The 16,919-nt window shown below is 62.7% G+C and carries 17 protein-coding genes; 11 read left to right on the forward strand and 6 right to left on the reverse strand.

Translation table 11 applies throughout. The features are described from left to right. Positions 1 to 64 precede the first annotated feature (64 nt). Genes GJB56_RS05285 through GJB56_RS05300 form a run of 4 tightly spaced genes read left to right on the forward strand, consistent with a single transcriptional unit; the run spans position 65 to position 3,983 of the window. The gene (locus tag GJB56_RS05285; RefSeq protein ID WP_113682933.1) at positions 65 to 736 is read left to right on the forward strand and encodes an O-methyltransferase; all 672 of its coding nucleotides are present in this window, start codon (positions 65 to 67) and stop codon (positions 734 to 736) included. A gap of 22 nt (positions 737 to 758) precedes the next feature. Beyond that, positions 759 to 1,418 carry a rhomboid-like protein gene (locus GJB56_RS05290; protein ID WP_113682932.1) on the forward strand — a complete coding sequence of 220 codons (660 nt, stop codon included), beginning with the start codon at positions 759 to 761 and terminating at the stop codon, positions 1,416 to 1,418. A 58-nt stretch (positions 1,419 to 1,476) separates the two neighbouring features. Further along, a complete protein-coding gene (locus tag GJB56_RS05295; protein ID WP_042951684.1) occupies positions 1,477 to 3,207 on the forward strand; it encodes an acyl-CoA dehydrogenase family protein in 1,731 nt (576 codons plus the stop codon). Then, positions 3,204 to 3,983, forward strand: a complete 780-nt coding sequence (locus GJB56_RS05300; RefSeq protein ID WP_021343990.1) for a nuclear transport factor 2 family protein — start codon at positions 3,204 to 3,206, stop codon at positions 3,981 to 3,983. Before GJB56_RS05295 ends, GJB56_RS05300 begins: the two co-directional genes overlap by 4 nt. A 76-nt stretch (positions 3,984 to 4,059) precedes the next feature. On the opposite strand, the gene GJB56_RS05305 is transcribed toward GJB56_RS05300, so the two are convergent. Further along, positions 4,060 to 4,485, reverse strand: coding sequence for a pyridoxamine 5'-phosphate oxidase family protein (locus tag GJB56_RS05305; RefSeq protein WP_020907428.1), 426 nt, complete (start codon positions 4,483 to 4,485; stop codon positions 4,060 to 4,062). Positions 4,486 to 4,644: 159 nt separating this feature from the next. Between GJB56_RS05305 and GJB56_RS05310 the strand changes: the two genes are divergently transcribed. Together GJB56_RS05310 and GJB56_RS05315 are read left to right on the forward strand one after the other, a co-directional pair. After that, positions 4,645 to 5,940 (forward strand): MFS transporter, encoded by a 1,296-nt coding sequence (locus tag GJB56_RS05310; protein ID WP_020907429.1) that lies wholly within the window; start codon positions 4,645 to 4,647, stop codon positions 5,938 to 5,940. A 91-nt stretch (positions 5,941 to 6,031) separates the two neighbouring features. After that, positions 6,032 to 6,988, forward strand: a complete 957-nt coding sequence (locus tag GJB56_RS05315) for a DMT family transporter (protein WP_021333002.1) — start codon at positions 6,032 to 6,034, stop codon at positions 6,986 to 6,988. Here the strand turns inward: GJB56_RS05315 and GJB56_RS05320 are convergent. From GJB56_RS05320 to GJB56_RS05330, 3 genes are all read right to left on the reverse strand, one after another. Then, complete coding sequence (locus GJB56_RS05320; protein ID WP_020969395.1) at positions 6,950 to 7,789, reverse strand: SDR family NAD(P)-dependent oxidoreductase; 840 nt, start codon at positions 7,787 to 7,789, stop codon at positions 6,950 to 6,952. The genes GJB56_RS05315 and GJB56_RS05320 overlap by 39 nt on opposite strands. Continuing rightward, positions 7,786 to 8,283, reverse strand: a complete 498-nt coding sequence (locus tag GJB56_RS05325) for a nuclear transport factor 2 family protein (protein ID WP_113682931.1) — start codon at positions 8,281 to 8,283, stop codon at positions 7,786 to 7,788. The genes GJB56_RS05320 and GJB56_RS05325 overlap by 4 nt, the downstream gene beginning before the upstream one ends. Positions 8,284 to 8,376: 93 nt before the next feature. Next, entirely contained in the window at positions 8,377 to 9,012 is a 636-nt protein-coding gene (locus GJB56_RS05330) for a TetR/AcrR family transcriptional regulator (protein ID WP_021333000.1), read from the reverse strand. A gap of 84 nt (positions 9,013 to 9,096) precedes the next feature. On the opposite strand from GJB56_RS05330, the gene GJB56_RS05335 reads away from it, so the two are divergent. Beyond that, positions 9,097 to 10,521, forward strand: a complete 1,425-nt coding sequence (locus GJB56_RS05335; RefSeq protein WP_113682930.1) for an MFS transporter — start codon at positions 9,097 to 9,099, stop codon at positions 10,519 to 10,521. A 55-nt stretch (positions 10,522 to 10,576) separates the two neighbouring features. Here GJB56_RS05335 and GJB56_RS05340 read toward each other — a convergent pair whose 3' ends face one another. Next, entirely contained in the window at positions 10,577 to 11,032 is a 456-nt protein-coding gene (locus GJB56_RS05340; protein ID WP_113682929.1) for a ferritin-like domain-containing protein, read from the reverse strand. Further along, positions 11,029 to 11,478: a hypothetical protein gene (locus GJB56_RS05345; protein ID WP_019748061.1), complete on the reverse strand. Its 450-nt coding sequence runs from the start codon at positions 11,476 to 11,478 to the stop codon at positions 11,029 to 11,031. Before GJB56_RS05345 ends, GJB56_RS05340 begins: the two co-directional genes overlap by 4 nt. Before the next feature lie 271 nt (positions 11,479 to 11,749). Here GJB56_RS05345 and rimP point away from each other — a divergent pair, with 271 nt between their 5' ends. The 4 genes from rimP (at position 11,750) to infB (ending at position 16,844) form a co-directional block, all read left to right on the forward strand. Next, on the forward strand, positions 11,750 to 12,370 hold the full coding sequence (gene rimP / locus GJB56_RS05350) for a ribosome maturation factor RimP (protein ID WP_020907437.1): 621 nt from the start codon (positions 11,750 to 11,752) through the stop codon (positions 12,368 to 12,370). After that, positions 12,367 to 13,398 carry a transcription termination factor NusA gene (gene nusA, locus GJB56_RS05355; protein WP_003942738.1) on the forward strand — a complete coding sequence of 344 codons (1,032 nt, stop codon included), beginning with the start codon at positions 12,367 to 12,369 and terminating at the stop codon, positions 13,396 to 13,398. The genes rimP and nusA overlap by 4 nt, the downstream gene beginning before the upstream one ends. A 44-nt stretch (positions 13,399 to 13,442) precedes the next feature. Next, complete coding sequence (locus GJB56_RS05360; RefSeq protein ID WP_019748063.1) at positions 13,443 to 13,793, forward strand: YlxR family protein; 351 nt, start codon at positions 13,443 to 13,445, stop codon at positions 13,791 to 13,793. 108 nt (positions 13,794 to 13,901) lie between these two features. Further along, positions 13,902 to 16,844 carry a translation initiation factor IF-2 gene (gene infB, locus GJB56_RS05365; protein ID WP_046378423.1) on the forward strand — a complete coding sequence of 981 codons (2,943 nt, stop codon included), beginning with the start codon at positions 13,902 to 13,904 and terminating at the stop codon, positions 16,842 to 16,844. Positions 16,845 to 16,919 lie beyond the last annotated feature (75 nt).

The following is a 16,919-nucleotide window of genomic DNA, read 5'->3' on the forward strand; positions in this document are numbered from 1 at the left end:
TGGCCGCCGCAGCCACCTTCCGAGGTGTCTGCGGCGGCCCTTCTTTTCTGCCACAATCGTGGCTATGGAACGCGAACCGGATTGGGCAGAAGTCGACGGTTACCTTGTCTCCACGTTGGTAGGTGAAGATCCGGTTCTCGACGCGGCACTCACCGCCAACTCCGAGGCCGGTCTCCCGCCCATCGACGTGGCGCCGAACCAGGGCAAGCTCCTCAATCTTCTGGCGCGAATGTGCTTGGCGCGCAATGTTCTCGAGATCGGAACGCTCGGCGGATACAGCACGATCTGGCTCGCTCGCGCGGTCGGCCCCTCGGGCCAGGTCATCACGCTGGAATTCGATCCCACCCATGCGGATGTCGCTCGGGCGAATATCGAGGGCGCCGGCTTGGCTGACCGTGTCGACATCCGCGTCGGGGCCGCGCTCGACAGCCTCCCGTCGATCGCGAAGGAAGAGTTGGGACCTTTCGACTTGGTCTTCATCGACGCCGACAAGGAGAACAACACCGAGTACGTGCGGTGGGCGTTGGCCCTTTCGCATCCCGGAACCGTCATCATCGTGGACAACGTGGTGCGTGGGGGACATGTGTCCAACCCGGATATCGACGACGAGCGCGTCAAAGCGAGTCGAGCGGTGTTGGAGATGATCGCGGCCGAGCCGAAACTCGACGGCACCGCCATTCAAACCGTGGGTTCGAAGGGGTGGGACGGGTTTGCCGTTGCAGTAGTGAACGAGTGAGCGCAGACTCGAAGCGGTGAGGATGCTGGGGGCAGCAAAGGCCGCATGGCGATGGGTGCGCAGTGCTCCCGGTACCTATGTCTGGTTGCTTGCCCTGCTGTTCACCACGCTGTTCCTGCGGCATCTGCCTGACAATGTCGAGGAGCGTTTTCTCGGCAAGCGCTCGACCAATCTGCATCACCTGGCCGAAGACCCGCTACGAGTCCTGTTCTCGAGTGCCTTCTGGCTCGAAGGTGGCGGTTGGTTGGGATACCTGGTTCTCTTCACCATCTTTCATGCAACGGCTGAGCGTTGGCTCGGGACGTGGCGGTGGCTGTGTGTTGTCGTCATGGCCCACGTCGGAGCCACGTACATCAGCGAAGGTGTTCTGTACGAAGGTATTCGGCACGGATACGTGGCGGAGTCGGCGGTCAACACTCTCGACGTGGGTGTGAGCTACGGTCTGGCCGGCATCATGGGGATTCTGGTGTACCGCATCGTCGATCCGTGGCGATACGTCTATCTCGCGGGGCTGTTGCTCTTCTACGGTGTACCTCTGATTTTCGCCACCAATTTCACCGCCATCGGCCACATGTCTGCGTTGTTGCTGGGATTGGCGTGCTACCCGATCACGCGTGCTCGGGCGGGCACGTGGAATCCGATGGACCTGTGGCATTCGCGAAGAATCGCAGGTCTTCCATGAATCGCACCGCGGAAAGTTACCCGCTGGTAGTTTAGCGTCATCGACGAAAGGTAATGACGTGTCTGGCACCGATGGATTGCTCTTCAACCCCCATACTTACGACCCCGCTCAGTTCGATCCGGAGACCCGCCGTTTGCTGCGAGCCACCATCGAATGGTTCGAGAGCCGCGGTAAGAAGCAACTGCTTCAGGACGACCTCGACGCCGTGTGGGTCTCCGACTTTCTCGAGTTCGTCGGCAAGGAGAAGTTGTTCGCGACGTTCCAGACTCCGGCGGCATTCGCCGACGGTGACGAGAACCGTCGTTGGGACGGTGCCCGCAACGCGGCCTTGAGTGAGATCTTCGGTTTCTACGGACTCGCTTACTGGTACGCCTGGCAGGTCACGATCCTCGGACTCGGACCGATCTGGATGAGTGACAACGACGCAGCGAAGAAGCGTGCAGCGCAGGAACTTGCCGACGGTGGCGTCATGGCGTTCGGCCTCTCCGAGCGCGACCACGGCGCCGACGTGTACTCCACCGACATGCTTCTCACTTCCACCGACGGCGACGTCGCCTTCCGCGCGAGCGGCGAGAAGTACTACATCGGAAACGGCAACGTAGCCGGAATGGTGTCTGTGTTCGGGCGTCGTACCGACGTCGAGGGTCCCGAAGGCTACGTGTTCTTCGTCGCCGACAGTGCACATCCGAACTATCAGCTTGTGGACAATGTCCTGCGCGGGCAAATGTACGTCAGCAATTTCCGCCTCGACGACTACCCGGTGCGCGAGGAAGACATTCTGCACACCGGCGTCGCCGCATTCGAGGCCGCGCTCAACACGGTCAACGTCGGAAAGTTCAACCTGTGCACCGGCTCCATCGGGATCACCGAACATGCGTTCTTCGAAGCAATCACTCACGCGCAGAATCGAATTCTCTACGGTAATCCGGTCACGGACTTCGCCCATGTACGCGCCGCCTTCGTCGACGCGTACTCACGTCTGATCGCGATGAAACAGTTCAGCGCGCGGGCGGTCGACTACTTCCGCAGCGCCAGCCTCGAAGACCGTCGCTACCTGCTGTTCAATCCCATGACCAAGGCCAAGGTCACCTCGGAAGGTGAAAAGGTCGTCGGGTTGCTGCACGACGTGATCGCGGCAAAGGGGTACGAGAAGTCCACGTACTTCCGTGAAGCAGCGCAGATGATCGGCACGCTGCCCAAGCTCGAGGGCACCGTCCACGTCAACGTCGGCCTGATCCTCAAGTTCTTGCCGAACTACCTGTTCAACCCCGCGGAGTTCCCGGAGATCGTCACGCGCGACGACGCAGCCGACGACGAGTTCTTCTGGAATCAGGGACCGACCCGCGGCGCTGCGAAGATCCAGTTCCACGAGTGGAAGCCCGTCTACGAGAAGCACTCTTCGATCCCGAACGTCGCTCGTTTCTACGAGCAGGCGATCGCACTCACCGAATTGCTCACTGCCGCAGCGCCGGACGCGCAGCAGCAGAAGGATCTCGATTTCATGCTCAATGTCGGGCACCTGTTCTCCCTCGTCGTCTACGGTCATCTGATTCTCGAGCAGGCCGAGATCAGCGGACTCGACGCCGACGTTGTCGATCAGATCTTCGACTTCCAGATTCGCGACTTCTCGGGATACGCGATCGCACTGCACGGAAAGCCGTCGTCGACGCCGGAGCAGCAGAAGTGGGCCTTGGCCGCAGTGCGGAAGCCTGTTGTGGACAGTGAACGCTTCGACCGGGTGTGGCAGCAGGTCAAGGCGTACGACGGTGCATACGAGATGCGCGCATGACCGCGCCGGTGGTACGTGAGCAGTTGATGGCCGTCGTGGAGGGATCCCCGAAAGCCGTCGGCGCGCATGATCGCTCGACCTGGGTTGCGCTGTTTGCCGAAGAGGGCCAGATCAACGACCCTGTAGGTTCACGTCCGCATAACGGGCAGGCGGCGATCGAGAGTTTTTACGACACGTTCATCGCCCCCAATTCGATCACCTTCCACGTCGAGCGCGATATCGTGTGCGGCCGCACAGTGTGGCGCGATCTGAGCCTCGCTACCGAGATGTCGACCGGAGTCGTCCTCGACGTGCCGATGCATTTGCGCTACGACTTGGTGGGGGAGCCCGATTCCTTGCGGATCGGAACCCTCTATGCGCATTGGGAATTGGCAACGATGCTGAGCCAGCTCGCTACCGCCGGCGTTGCCGGGGTGAAGGCTGCCGCGAAATTGACCCCGCAGCTGCTCTCGAACCAGGGGATCGGCGGAGCGCTCGGATTCTCGCGCGGCATCTTCGGAGTCGGAGACAAAGGCAAGAAGGCGGCTTCGCGGTTCCTCGATGCGGCCGCTGTCGGTCGAACGCCGCCGGTACCCGTCGAGCTTCCGGCGGGGACGCAGTTGTCCAATGCCGACGTCAACGCTCTGCTCACCGGCGTGACGAAGAGCAAGATGCTGGTTGCCGGTCGAACTGTGACGGCGAGCGTAATCGTGTGCGGGGAACCGGCCATCGCCCTGTTCGGCTTCGAGGCGAGCGGTCATCGCCTCAATCGGGTGCGCTTCTTCACCGAGAGCTGATACCGAGAACACTCGAATGCAGGTCAGGCTCGGCGCGCCACTCCGGCGCGCCGAGCCTTCGCTTTTCGGTGAAGTGTCAGATCGCCCCGAGATCCGCAGACAGCCAGTGCTGCGGATTCATGTAGATCGCTACCTGCTCGCCCAACTGCGATCGCGCGAATTCGAGATATCCGTCGACCTTGTCCGGGGTCAGGTATCGCCGCGAGACTTCGACCAGCATCTCGTCGGTGCCCGGAACGATCTTGTCGACGGATCCGCTGACGCTGACGTAACGGATTGTCGGATCGAGCCTTTCGGCCATCAACGAGAAATGCCCGGCCGACTCGATGAGTCGAGCCTTTCGTGAATCCTTGCCCGTGAGGATCCATGGTTTGCCACCGGGTGAATACAGGTACCAGATCGGGACGGTCAACGGACCGCGTTCGGTGCCGTCCGCTACGGACAGCGCCCCGATGTGGGGTTCGGCCAGAAACTGTTCACGCTCATTTTCGGAGAGTGCCATTCCTCGAGATTACCGCGACGTTTGACATGGCGTTGTGACTCCGTACACAATCGATGTGCTCATTATGAACATGCGTTCGCAATGCGAACAGATTTCGATCTGAACTACTGGATCTGAACCGGTAGCGAACGCCCACAAGCAGTGAATGTCGAGGATCCGATGACCGCACCGCATACGCAATCGAGTTCAATCACCGGTTCGCCTGGGGCGCGTGCCGCAATGTGGGTAGCACCGTTGTGTTGGATAGCTGTGCTTCTGGACGGATTCGATCTGGTCGTACTCGGTGCGGTCATTCCTTCACTTCTCGACTACGACGCGTGGGGATTGAGTACCGGCACGATCACGATGATCTCGACCTTCGGGCTCATCGGCATGACCATCGGCGCCCTCGTCATCGGCACTCTCACTGACGTCATCGGTCGACGCCGCGCGCTGCTGTACGCCGTTGCCGCATTCTCGATTCTGACTCTGTTGTGCGCAATTGCGCCCAATCCGTTCATCTTCGGTCTGCTGCGCTTCCTCGCCGGTGTGGGACTGGGTGGCGCCCTTCCGACGGCATTGGCTCTGGTCAACGAATTCTCGAAGAAACAAGGCGGTGGATCTGCGTCGACCATGCTGATGACCGGCTATCACGTCGGCGCCGTTGCCACCGCCGCGCTGGCGCTCGTCGTGATCGAACCTTTCGGTTGGCGAGCGATGTTCGTTGTCGGCGCACTTCCTGCCGTCGTCCTGATCCCACTCATGTTGCGGTATCTGCCGGAATCCCCGTCGTACCTTCTCGCTCACGGAAAGCGTGCCGAGGCCGAGGAAATCGCTGCCCGCTACGGTGTCGAGCTCGAGGCTGCGCCCACGTCCGAAGCTGGGCGCGCCGAAGCCGCCAATCCCGTTCGCGCACTGTTCTCTTCGAAGTTCCTGCGTAACAGCATCGCCATCTGGATCACCAGTTTCATGGGCTTGCTGCTCGTCTACGGATTGAACACGTGGCTTCCGACGATCATGCGCGAGGCCGGTTACAACCTCGGAGCCTCGTTGACGTTCCTTCTGATCCTCAATGCCGGAGCCGTCGTCGGGCTGTTGATCGCCGGGGGCGTCGCGAACAAGATCGGCCCGCGTACCGCAGCAATCGTGTGGTTCACGGGAGCAGCGTTGTTCCTGGCGCTTCTGAGTGTGAAGGTGTCGTTCGGAATCTACGTGATGGTCTTCCTCGCCGGATGCTTCGTGTTCAGTGCGCAGGTACTGGTCTACGCCTTCACGAGCGCCAATCACCCACCGCAGATTCGCGCGACAGCGCTCGGATGGTCGGCGGGTGTCGGCCGGGTCGGTGCGATCTGTGGCCCGATTCTGGGCGGAGTTCTCCTGGGTGCGGGTTACGCCGTGCCGTGGGGCTTCTACGCTTTCGCGCTCGTCGGACTGCTCGGTGCAATTTCGATCTCCTGCACACGGGTTCGCACCTGAAATACCAGTTTCGCAGGTTGGTGCGCTACTGCTATCGTTGAATATGAGTATGAAGAGTAGCGCTATCGTCACGTCACGGGCACCGCTACCGATGCCATCGTCTCGATCCGGTTTGTGGTGGGGCTTGCTCGGTGTTCTGGCGTTCTCGTTCACCGTTCCGCTCACGAGGGTCGCCGTCGCGGATCTCGACCCCCTGTTCGTCGGCGCGGGCCGCGCCGTCGTTGCCGGGGCCCTTGCGATTGTGATGCTGTCGGTTACTCGCGCGACGCTTCCGACGCTTCGGCAGTGGTTTCGCATCGCACTCGTGACCGTTGGCGCGGTACTGGGGTTTTCACTGTTCACCACGTTTGCGTTGCAGACATCGCCGGCGAGTCACGCGGCAGTCGTGATCGGACTACTTCCCGCTGCGACCGCGGTATTTGCCGTCGTCCGAGGAAAAGAGCGTCCCAGTAAGGGATTCTGGTGGGCAAGCGCCGCCGGCGCGGTATCGGTCGTAGGGTTCGTGGCCGTCGCAAACGGCGGACTCGGCTCGTTTCATCTCGCTGATCTTCTTCTGTTCGCCGCGGTTGTGTGTGCAGCGCTGGCATATTCGGAAGGTGCGTTGCTGGCCCGCGAGATCGGGTCGTGGCAGACGATTGCCTGGGCATTGATTCTCGGACTGCCGGTCACGATTGCGTTGACGGTGGCGTCCATGGCCCAGGCTCCGGTTTCTGCCGATGTGAATTCGTGGCTTTCGTTTGCCTACCTGGGATGCGTGAGTATGTTTCTCGGGTTCTTTCCCTGGTACCGGGGTCTGGCGATCGGTCCCATTTCCACTGTGAGCCAAACACAGTTGGTTCAACCGGTGCTCAGCATTGCCTGGTCGGCGCTGATACTCGGTGAGGCGTTGTCACCCTCGATCGTGGCCGGCGGCGTCGTCGTCATCGGGTGTGCCTGGCTTGCCCTGAAGGCGCGAGTGGCAGCGCCGCGTGCTGTGCCGGCACGCGACGCGACCACTGCCACCGATGATTCAGAAAAGCGGGCCGCCACCGAAGGCACTGCGGTGTGACGCAGGTTGTTTCCCGTTGGCGTCGGTGATTCCGTACTCGACGGCCGTCTCGGCGGTGATCAGTGTGTGACCGCTGCGCGCGTTCACTTCTGGATCGTTGGCCAATGCAGTGATGACCTGGCCGACGAATTCCGGGGTTTCGGCCTCGGCCAGTGAGAAGCCTTCGAAGCTCTCGATCCCACTCGCCTCCATCCGCTCGTTGCGGATCAACCCGAGCCAGAAGGAAAGTGCGGTGACGCCGGTTCCCTTCAATTCGACAGCCATGTCGGCGGCCATCTTGTCCAAACCTGCCTTTGACATCCCGTACAGGACAGAGTGCAGGTACCCGCGGGTGCCGAATGACGAGATATTGCCGATCACTCCACTGCCCCGGGGGACCATCAACTTCGCCGCTTCTACCGAAGCAACGTAGTGGGCGCGCAGTCCGATTCCGATCAGCGAATCCCAATCGTCGATCGGCCTCTTCCAGAACGGATCGGCGAAGCCGGCATAGCCCGCCGGGTTGGCCCAGACGTTGTTGACCAGAAGATCGAGGCGGCCTGACTGTTCCTCGGCGATGCGTGCAAACAGGTCGACGATCTTTTGATCGTCGGCGTGATCGCACTGCACGGCAATGCCGTGACCGCCGCGCTCGGTGATCTCCGCCGCGGTGCGATCGAGCGGGCCGTCGGCGCCGACGGTTCCTCGCGCCGTCACGTACACCGTCCAGCCGTCGCTTCCCAGTGCGAGTGCAATGCCTTTACCGACGCTCCTACTCGCGCCGGTCACGAGCGCTACCTTGCCGATTGTCGACGTGGTCATCGGGGGCCTCCCAACGAACCCTCGGCGATTTCACTGTCGGGGGACAGGGGAGTGGTGATCGACCACGTCTCCGTGAAGTGGCATTGACTCATTTTCCACACACCGTCCTCGATTACGTATTTGTCGTCGTATTCGCCGGTCATCAACTTCTCGGTGCGTCCGACAGTGTCGACCTGGCGGAACTGCAGAGTCCATCGCCCCACCGCCGACGTCTCCGAGGTCAGTGTGATGTCGGGATGCAATCCGTGATGCATGTCGAGTACCGCGTACCGGCCGTCGACCTTGCGAAGAGCGATCTTCTCGAAGATGTCCGCCATCGGCCCGGCGTCGTCGAACGCGCCGAGACGGCCGTAGTCGATCGACGCTCCTGAACGGATGAAGCTGCTGCGGAACCGAACCGGATCCTTGCCGTCACATGCTCGCCAGTAGCCATGTTTGAGCTTCTTGATTTCCTCGATCTGTTCGAGCGCGTCGAGGCGTTGTGCGAGATCCACCGTCGGTCCTTTTCGTCTGGGTTTCCCGGAGACATGTCGGATCGACTGTAGGGTGTCCTCAGTCACATGTGTGTAGTTTTTCCCAGTGACCGGTCAGGAAACGGTGTCGGTTTCGCTCGAGGATTCGTCGCCGGTGAGAGTGATCGCAGTCGAGTCGCTGAAGACGCTGCCCCAGAGTTCGCCGAGGGCCGGATCTTCTTCGGCGTGTTCGGGTGCCATCATTGCGAGCAGATTGTTGATCAGCATGCCGTTCGCGATGAACAAGCGTGCTTGCTCGGGCGTGCAACCGGTGCGCTCACGCAGCAAGGTGTAGATGCCGGACATGGCGTTCCGGGAGACGGCGGCGACGTCGTCTGTGCTGGTTGCGAAGCCGTGCAACATGACAAGCAGCAGATCCCGGTCGAGAACCAGCTCGCCGTAGGCGGATCCGAGTTCGGCCCAGAACTGCGGATTGCTCGGATCGATTGTGACGGTGTCCAATTTGTCGTTGAAGGTGCGGACGATTTCGTCGAGCGCTCGCGTGAACACCGCGTGGAACAAATCTGCCTTGGTTCCGAACATGCGCACAACGTAGGGCTGCGAGACGCCGGCTTCCTTGGCGACGGCGTCCGTGCTGGTGCCGGAGTACCCGCCCTTTGCAAATGCCCGCGTTGCCGCGGCAAGGACCAGTGCGCGACGTTCCGGTGCGCTCATCCTGCGGGTACGTGGTTCAGCTGCACCGATCGACATATTGACACGTTATCACCGGATAGCTTAGTTTCGACTTAAGTAATCAATTGATGCCTTAAGGCACCTTCACATCGAGGAATCACGATGACCGTTTTGACGAAGTCCGGATCGGACGCCGCATCCGGGTCGGAAAACAGTGGAGGACGTAAGGTTCCGATCGCGATAGCGATGGTTGCTGCTTCTCTGCCCATGTTCATGGCTACCCTCGACAACCTCGTGATGACGAGCGCGCTGCCGGTGATCGAGAAGGAACTGAACGCGTCCGTCGGGCAGCTCCAATGGTTCATGAATGCGTACACGCTCTGCTTTGCGACGCTGATGCTTTCGGCGACGACGCTCGGCGATCGGTGGGGACGCCGCCGGATGTTCGTGTTCGGAATCGGGCTGTTCACGGCTGCATCGATCGCTTCTGCGCTGTCGACAACTCCCGCCCTGCTGATTGCGGCCCGGGCATTTCAAGGCGCGGGCGCAGCCGCGATCATGCCGCTCTCGCTGACCCTCCTCGTCGCAGCCGTACCGGAAGCCAAGCGCGCCATGGCAATCGGTGTCTGGGGTGGCGTCTCCGGACTGGGAATCGCGATGGGTCCCGTGGTCGGTGGAGCGGTAGTCGACGGGTTCTCGTGGCAGGGGATCTTCTGGATCAACGTGCCGGTTGCGATCGTTGCCGTTCCTCTCGCGTTGTATGCGTTGCGTGAATCGACCGGTCGCACACAACCTCTCGACCTTCCCGGTGTCGCACTCGCCGGACTCGGTGTGTTTCTGGCGGTGTGGGGGATCGTTCACGGCAACGACGACGGCTGGGGATCGCTTGGAGTGGTTGCGTCGTTGGTCGGTTCCGCAGTCGCGTTGGCGCTGTTCGTTCTTCGCGAGATGAAGACGTCACATCCGGTCATGCCACTACGTCTGTTCCGTTCACGCAGCTTCTCGATGGCGAACGTCATCTGCTTGACCTTCTCGATCGGGATCTTCGGAGCGGTGTTCCTGCTGTCGCAGTACCTCCAGATCGTGATGGGCTACAGCCCGTTCCAAGCAGGCCTGCGGACGCTTCCGTGGACGGCGGCGCCGATGATCTTCGCTCCTCTCGCCGGTTTTCTGGCGCCGAAGGTCGGGCTCCGTTCACTTCTGCTGACCGGTCTGCTGCTCCAGGCCGGAGCATTGTTCTGGTTGGCCGCGTTGATCGGTCCCGACGTGACGTACGGTTCGCTGGTTCCGGCGCTACTGATGGCGGGCATCGGCATGGGCCTGACCTTCGCGCCGAGTTCGACGGCTGTCCTCGTCGACATGGACGAGCCTGATCACGGAACGGCCAGTTCGACCAACTCGACGCTTCGCGAGATCGGTGTTGCGCTGGGAATCGCGGTTCTCACCGCAGTCTTCCTTGCCGCTGGTGGCGCGCTCACGCCGCTGGGCTACGGAGATGCGCTGACACCTGCACTGCGCGTCGGCGGTTGCTTCGTGTTGGTGGCCGTGGTTGCGGCTTGGTTCGTGCCCTCGCATCGCAAGGCCTGAGCCACTGCTGTGCGCCTTTATTAACCGCCGGCGGTTAATAAAGGCGCACAGCAGTTTACGAAGCCGGTTCCCCTGGGAACGCTGAGGTGGCCGGAGCGGTTCCCAGCGCGGACCGCCATCCGGCGCCGCGGATTGCCGCATCGGTCAGGCCGTCGATTCCGAACGTGCGGAGTTGGTCGGTATCGACCTGTTCGACGAATGCCCGGTAGGTCACGGCGGTGTCGGATTCGATCTGTGCTGCCAGTTGTGCCGCGGTAACGGCGTCCGTCACCGGGAACGGGATCTCGTAGGCTGCCGCGGCTGTCGGCGGGGTCTCGCCTGCGTCGGTCGACAGGGCAACCAGCGCATCACGTCGCGCGCGGTGCGCGGCTGTATGTGTGGCAACTTCGTTGACACGGGCAGGATTCGAAAACGCGGCAACCACTCCGTAAGCGAAGATCGCGGCATTCTCTGATTCGATTGCGGTCAGCAAGGCAGAACTCTCGGTTCGACGGGTGCGCGAAGTGATCATGGAAGCAACACCGCAACCTGGGTCGAGCACGACGCGCTGATCGAACCGAGCAAGCCCGCGCGATAGCCGGACATCGTGCGAGCGAGATCCGCGGCACTGCGCGCCGAATCGTTAAGCGAGGTCCTCAAGGTGTCAACGCCCGTCGGAGCGTTTGCGACCGAGGTCGACGGCGGCGCAGTGGTCGTAGCGCCGCCGCCCGCTGCTCGCGCAATCTCGGCGTCGAGTTCGAGTGCATGCGCTGTGCGTTCGGCGCTGATCGTGGTCAGTGATGCCGACTTGTCCGGCGCAAGAGCGATGGCGGCGGTTGCGGCTGCCGCGTCGGAGCGAGCTCGCTCGGCCTGGGCCGTCAACTGGTCGACTTCTGCAGCCGCCTCCGCTGTGCCGTTGTCGGTGCAGGCGGACAACGAGAAGGCTGCAGCGCCCAACGCTGCTGCGGTTCCCGTCATCTTGAGCGCACTCCGCCGGGAGAGTGGGGTAGTAGTCATGGGCGTCAGCACCAGTCCATCGTGCCAGGTGGTCGGCCGATCGTTCGAATCCGCGGCACGTGTTCAAGTGTGACGTGCGTCGGGCACTCTGGTCACGGAGACGCGTAATGAGCGGTACTCTTGGATGCTTGCAGCATGAGGCACCTGGTGTCTTTTCATGCTCGCAGCCGCCCACGTCGACAGTCGACACAAGTCGGACAATCGACGACAACTGAAATGAGGAGTTCGCGAGATGCCGGTGCCATCCAGGGAGAGGGTGATCGAGCTGATCTCCGAACTCGTGCACGCCCAGGGTTACGACGTCGAAGACGTTGTCGTGACCAGTGCGGGCAAGCACAGCGCGGTGCGCATCATGGTCGACAGCGATGCCGGGATCGAACTCGATGCCGCCGCAGAGATCAGCAGACTCGTTTCGGAACTTTTCGACAGCCTCGAGGAAATCGGTGAAACGCCGTACACCCTCGAGGTGACCTCCCCGGGAATCGATCGTCCACTGACACTCGAGCGTCACTGGCGTCGAGCTCGTGGACGCAAAGCGCGTATCGATCTGGCCGGCGAGACAGTGGTCGGCCGTATCGGAACGTTGAACGACGATTCCGTGGCGGTTGTCATCGGTGGCCGTGGCGGACTGACCGTGCGCGAGATTGCACTGGGCGACGTTCAGAAGGCCGTAGTTCAGGTGGAGTTCTCGAAGCCCAGTGAGGCGGAGTTGGAACTCGCGGGCGGCATCCCGGAGGGGCGCGCAGTTCCCTCGGATGCGGTTGACCTCACCGATGACTCGGGCGTGGACAGTGTCGAAGACGACGAAGCAGAATTAGAAGACGTAGAAAACGAAGAAGGGTTCGACAAGTGAATATCGACATTGCAGCGTTGCGAGCGATCGAAGCCGAAAAGGGCGTTTCGATCGAAACTGTGATCGCCACGATCCAGACCGCGCTGCTGACGGCGTACCGCCACACCGAGGGGCACAAGCAGAACGCTCGGATCGATGTCAACATCAAGACCGGTTCGGTGCGAGTGATGGCACACGACACCGATGCCGACGGCAACATGATCGGCGAGGAGTGGGACGACACTCCCGAAGGATTCGGTCGAATCGCGGCGACCACCGCACGCCAGGTCATCCTGCAGCGTTTGCGCGACGCCGAGCACGAGCGCAGTTTCGGTGAGTTCTCCACCCATGAGGGCGAAATCGTCGGCGGTGTCATTCAGCGCGACACGCGTGCAAACTCTCGCGGGATGGTCGTCGTTCGAATCGGCAGCGAATCCAATGGCGCCGAAGGATTGTTGCCGCCCGCAGAACAGGTTCCCGGCGAGAACTACGAACACGGCGAGCGCATCAAGTGCTACGTCGTCGGGGTTGCTCGCGGCGCCCGTGGCCCCCAGATCACCCTCTCGCGGACCCATCCGAACCTGGTTCGCAAGTTGTTCGCACTCGAGGTTCCGGAGATCGCGGACGGCAGCGTCGAGATCATCAACGTCGCGCGCGAAGCGGGACACCGTTCCAAGATCGCCGTTGCCTCACGCGTGCAGGGGCTGAACGCAAAGGGTGCATGCATCGGCCCGATGGGTCAGCGCGTACGCAACGTCATGAGCGAACTTGCGGGGGAGAAGATCGACATCATCGACTTCGACGAAGATCCCGCAACGTTTGTGGGCAACGCACTTTCCCCGTCGAAAGTGGTCTCCGTCACTGTCGTCGATCCCGAGGCTCGTGCGGCCCGTGTCATCGTGCCCGATTTCCAGCTTTCGTTGGCCATCGGAAAAGAGGGTCAAAATGCCCGCCTGGCTGCACGGTTGACGGGTTGGCGTATCGACATTCGGAGCGATGCGGCACCCGTTGGCGATGCGTCCGACCGGCCCGCCACGTCCAACGGATAACGGTGGAATGCAGTGATCGAGACGGTTCGGCGGTAGAGTGGACAATGGTTCGACGTGAGTCCTCGGATTCTGCGCGCGTGAAACCCGGTTCGCCGGTCAGAACGTGTGTGGGGTGCAGGGAACAAGGGTCGGCTGTCGATCTGTTGAGGGTCGTGGTTGGTGAGCAGGGGCCGGAGGGTTCCCCGCTCGTCCCCGACGTATCGCGAAGACTCCCCGGTCGAGGTGCATGGCTGCACCTGGATCCGAGTTGTCTGAGCCTGGCAGAGCGGCGCCGAGCATTCAGCAGAGCACTGCGAGTGTCCGGAAATCTGGACACGTCCGCTGTCGACCAGCTGGTCGACGCAGTTCACACAAAAGCAGTACCTCTCGAGAAGAACAGGCACAAGCACTCATGAGCACACCGTGAAGCACCAACGATGAACGTCCATCGGCGATAACCCGAGGTCGTGCGGGACCCACATCTGTGGGATGCCTCCTGCTCGACCTCATCAGTGAGGAGAGCAGTGGCAGGCAAGGCCCGCGTGCACGAGTTGGCTAAAGAACTCGGTGTCACCAGCAAGGAACTACTCGCAACGCTCAAGGAGCAAGGCGAGTTCGTGAAGTCTGCGTCATCCACAGTGGAGGCGCCCGTCGCCCGTCGTCTGCGGGAGTCATTCCCGTCGGCAGGCGGAGCAGAAACCAAGTCCGAGACCGGCGCAGCCGCTCCGGCGGCTCGCCCCGCGGCAAAGCCCGGCGCACCGTCGCCGTCAGCTGCAAAGCCCGGTGGCCCGCGTCCCGGCCCCAAGCCGGCCGCACCCGCACCGGCTGCTCCCGCAGCTCCGGCACCGGCAGCCCCCGCGGCTCCCGCAGCCGCTGCTCCGGCAGCACCGTCGGCGCCGGTCCCCACCCCGACGTTCAACGCTCCGAAGCCGGCACAGCCGGCACGCCCGGCTCCGGCTGCTCCCGCAGCATCGGCACCGGCAGCCCCCGCGGCTCCGGCGGCACCGTCTACCGGCGCAAAGCCCGGCGGACCGCGTCCGGGACCGAAGGCACCTCGCGTCGGTAACAACCCGTACTCCTCGGCACCCGCCGAGCGTCCGGCACCCCGTCCGGCTCCCGGCGCACCGCGTCCGGGTGCAGGCCAGGGCGGTTCTCGTCCGGCTCCGGGTCAGGGCGGTCCCCGTCCGGCTCCCGGCCAGGGTGGACCTCGTCCGGCTCCGGGTCAGGGCGGTCCCCGTCCGGCTCCCGGCCAGGGTGGACCTCGTCCGCCTGCAGGTCAGGGCGGACCCCGTCCCAGCCCCGGCTCCATGCCTCCTCGCCCGAACCCGGGTGCAATGCCTGCTCGTTCCGCTCGTCCCGCGCCCGGTGGCGGCGGACGTCCGGGTCGTCCCGGTGGCGCTCCCGGTGGTCGTCCGGGCGGCGGCGGTGGATACCGCGGCGGCGGCGCTCCCGGCGCCGGTGCTGGTGCAGGTGCTCCCGGTGGAGCAGCTCCGGCCGGTGGATTCCGCGGTCGTCCCGGCGGCGGTGGCCGTCCCGGTCAGCGCGGCGCAGCGGCAGGTGCATTCGGTCGTCCCGGCGGAGCAGTTCGCCGTGGACGTAAGTCGAAGCGGGCGAAGCGCGCCGAGTACGAAAGCATGCAGGCTCCCGCAGTCGGCGGCGTCAGGCTGCCACGCGGCAACGGTGAGACCATCCGTCTCGCTCGCGGCGCATCGCTGTCGGACTTCGCGGACAAGATCGATGCGAACCCCGCAGCACTCGTGCAGGCGTTGTTCAACCTCGGTGAGATGGTCACGGCAACTCAGTCGGTCAACGACGAGACGCTGGAGCTGCTCGGCGGCGAAATGAACTACGTCGTGCAGGTCGTCAGCCCGGAGGACGAGGACCGCGAGCTGCTCGACAGCTTCGACCTCACCTACGGCGAGGACGCCGGCGGAGAAGAGGACCTCGAGTCCCGTCCGCCTGTGGTCACCGTCATGGGCCACGTCGACCACGGTAAGACCCGTCTGCTCGACGTGATCCGTAAGGCGAATGTCCGTGAGGGCGAAGCCGGCGGCATCACGCAGCACATCGGTGCCTACCAGGTGCTGACCGAGCTCGAGGGCAACGAGCGTCTCGTGACGTTCATCGACACCCCGGGTCACGAGGCCTTCACGGCCATGCGTGCTCGTGGTGCCAAGGCCACCGACCTCGCGATCCTTGTTGTCGCAGCCGACGACGGCGTCATGCCGCAGACGGTGGAAGCGATCAACCACGCCCAGGCGGCCGACGTGCCGATCGTGGTCGCGGTGAACAAGATCGACAAGGAAGGCGCGAACCCGGACAAGATCCGGCAGCAGCTCACCGAGTACGGACTGGTGGCCGAGGAATACGGTGGAGACACCATGTTCGTCGACATCTCGGCGAAGCAGGGTCTCAACATCGACGCACTGCTCGAAGCAGTGCTGTTGACGGCGGACGCTTCCCTGGATCTGCGCGCCAACCCGGACATGGACGCTCAGGGTGTTGCCATCGAGGCGCACCTCGACCGTGGCCGCGGCCCCGTCGCTACCGTGCTCATCCAGCGCGGAACGCTGCGGGTCGGCGACTCGATCGTTGCCGGCGATGCTTACGGCCGCGTCCGCCGCATGGTGGACGAGCACGGTCAGGACGTCCACGAGGCACTGCCTTCACGTCCGGTCCAGGTCATCGGCTTCACGTCGGTCCCCGGTGCAGGCGACAACCTGCTCGTGGTCGACGAGGACCGTATCGCTCGTCAGATCGCGGACCGTCGCAACGCACGTAAGCGCAACGCGCTTGCAGCGAAGAGTCGTAAGCGCATCAGCCTCGACGATCTCGATGCAGCTCTGAAGGAACATTCACAGCTGAACTTGATCCTCAAGGGTGACAACTCGGGAACCGTGGAGGCCCTCGAAGAGGCTCTCCTCGGAATTCCGATCGACGACGAGGTGCAGTTGCGCGTCATCGACCGCGGTGTCGGTGGCATCACGGAGACCAACGTCAACCTGGCTGCTGCGTCCAACGCGATCATCATCGGCTTCAACGTCCGCGCCGAAGGCAAGGCAACGGAGCTGGCGAACCGCGAGGGCGTCGACATTCGCTACTACTCGGTGATCTACCAGGCCATCGACGAGGTCGAAAAGGCACTCAAGGGTCTGCTCAAGCCGGTGTACGAAGAGGTCGAGCTGGGCAAGGCAGAGATCCGCGCCATGTTCCGTTCGTCCAAGATCGGCAACATTGCCGGTTGCTTGGTCACGTCGGGCAGCATCCGTCGCAACGCCAAGGCACGTCTCATCCGCGACAGCAAGGTCATCGCCGAGACGGTCACCATCTCCTCGCTCAAGCGGGAGAAGGAAGACGCTACCGAGGTTCGCGAAGGCTACGAATGTGGTTTGACCGTCACCTATTCCGATATCAAGATCGGTGACGTTCTCGAGTGCTACGAGCTTCGCGAGAAGCCGCGCGACTGATTATGTCGACACGGGCGTTGGGGCGGACGCACGTGAGTACTAGCTGACATGGACTCTTCCGGACTTGAACATACA

The organism is Rhodococcus sp. AQ5-07 (assembly GCF_009707305.1).
Taxonomy (GTDB): domain Bacteria; phylum Actinomycetota; class Actinomycetes; order Mycobacteriales; family Mycobacteriaceae; genus Rhodococcus_F; species Rhodococcus_F erythropolis.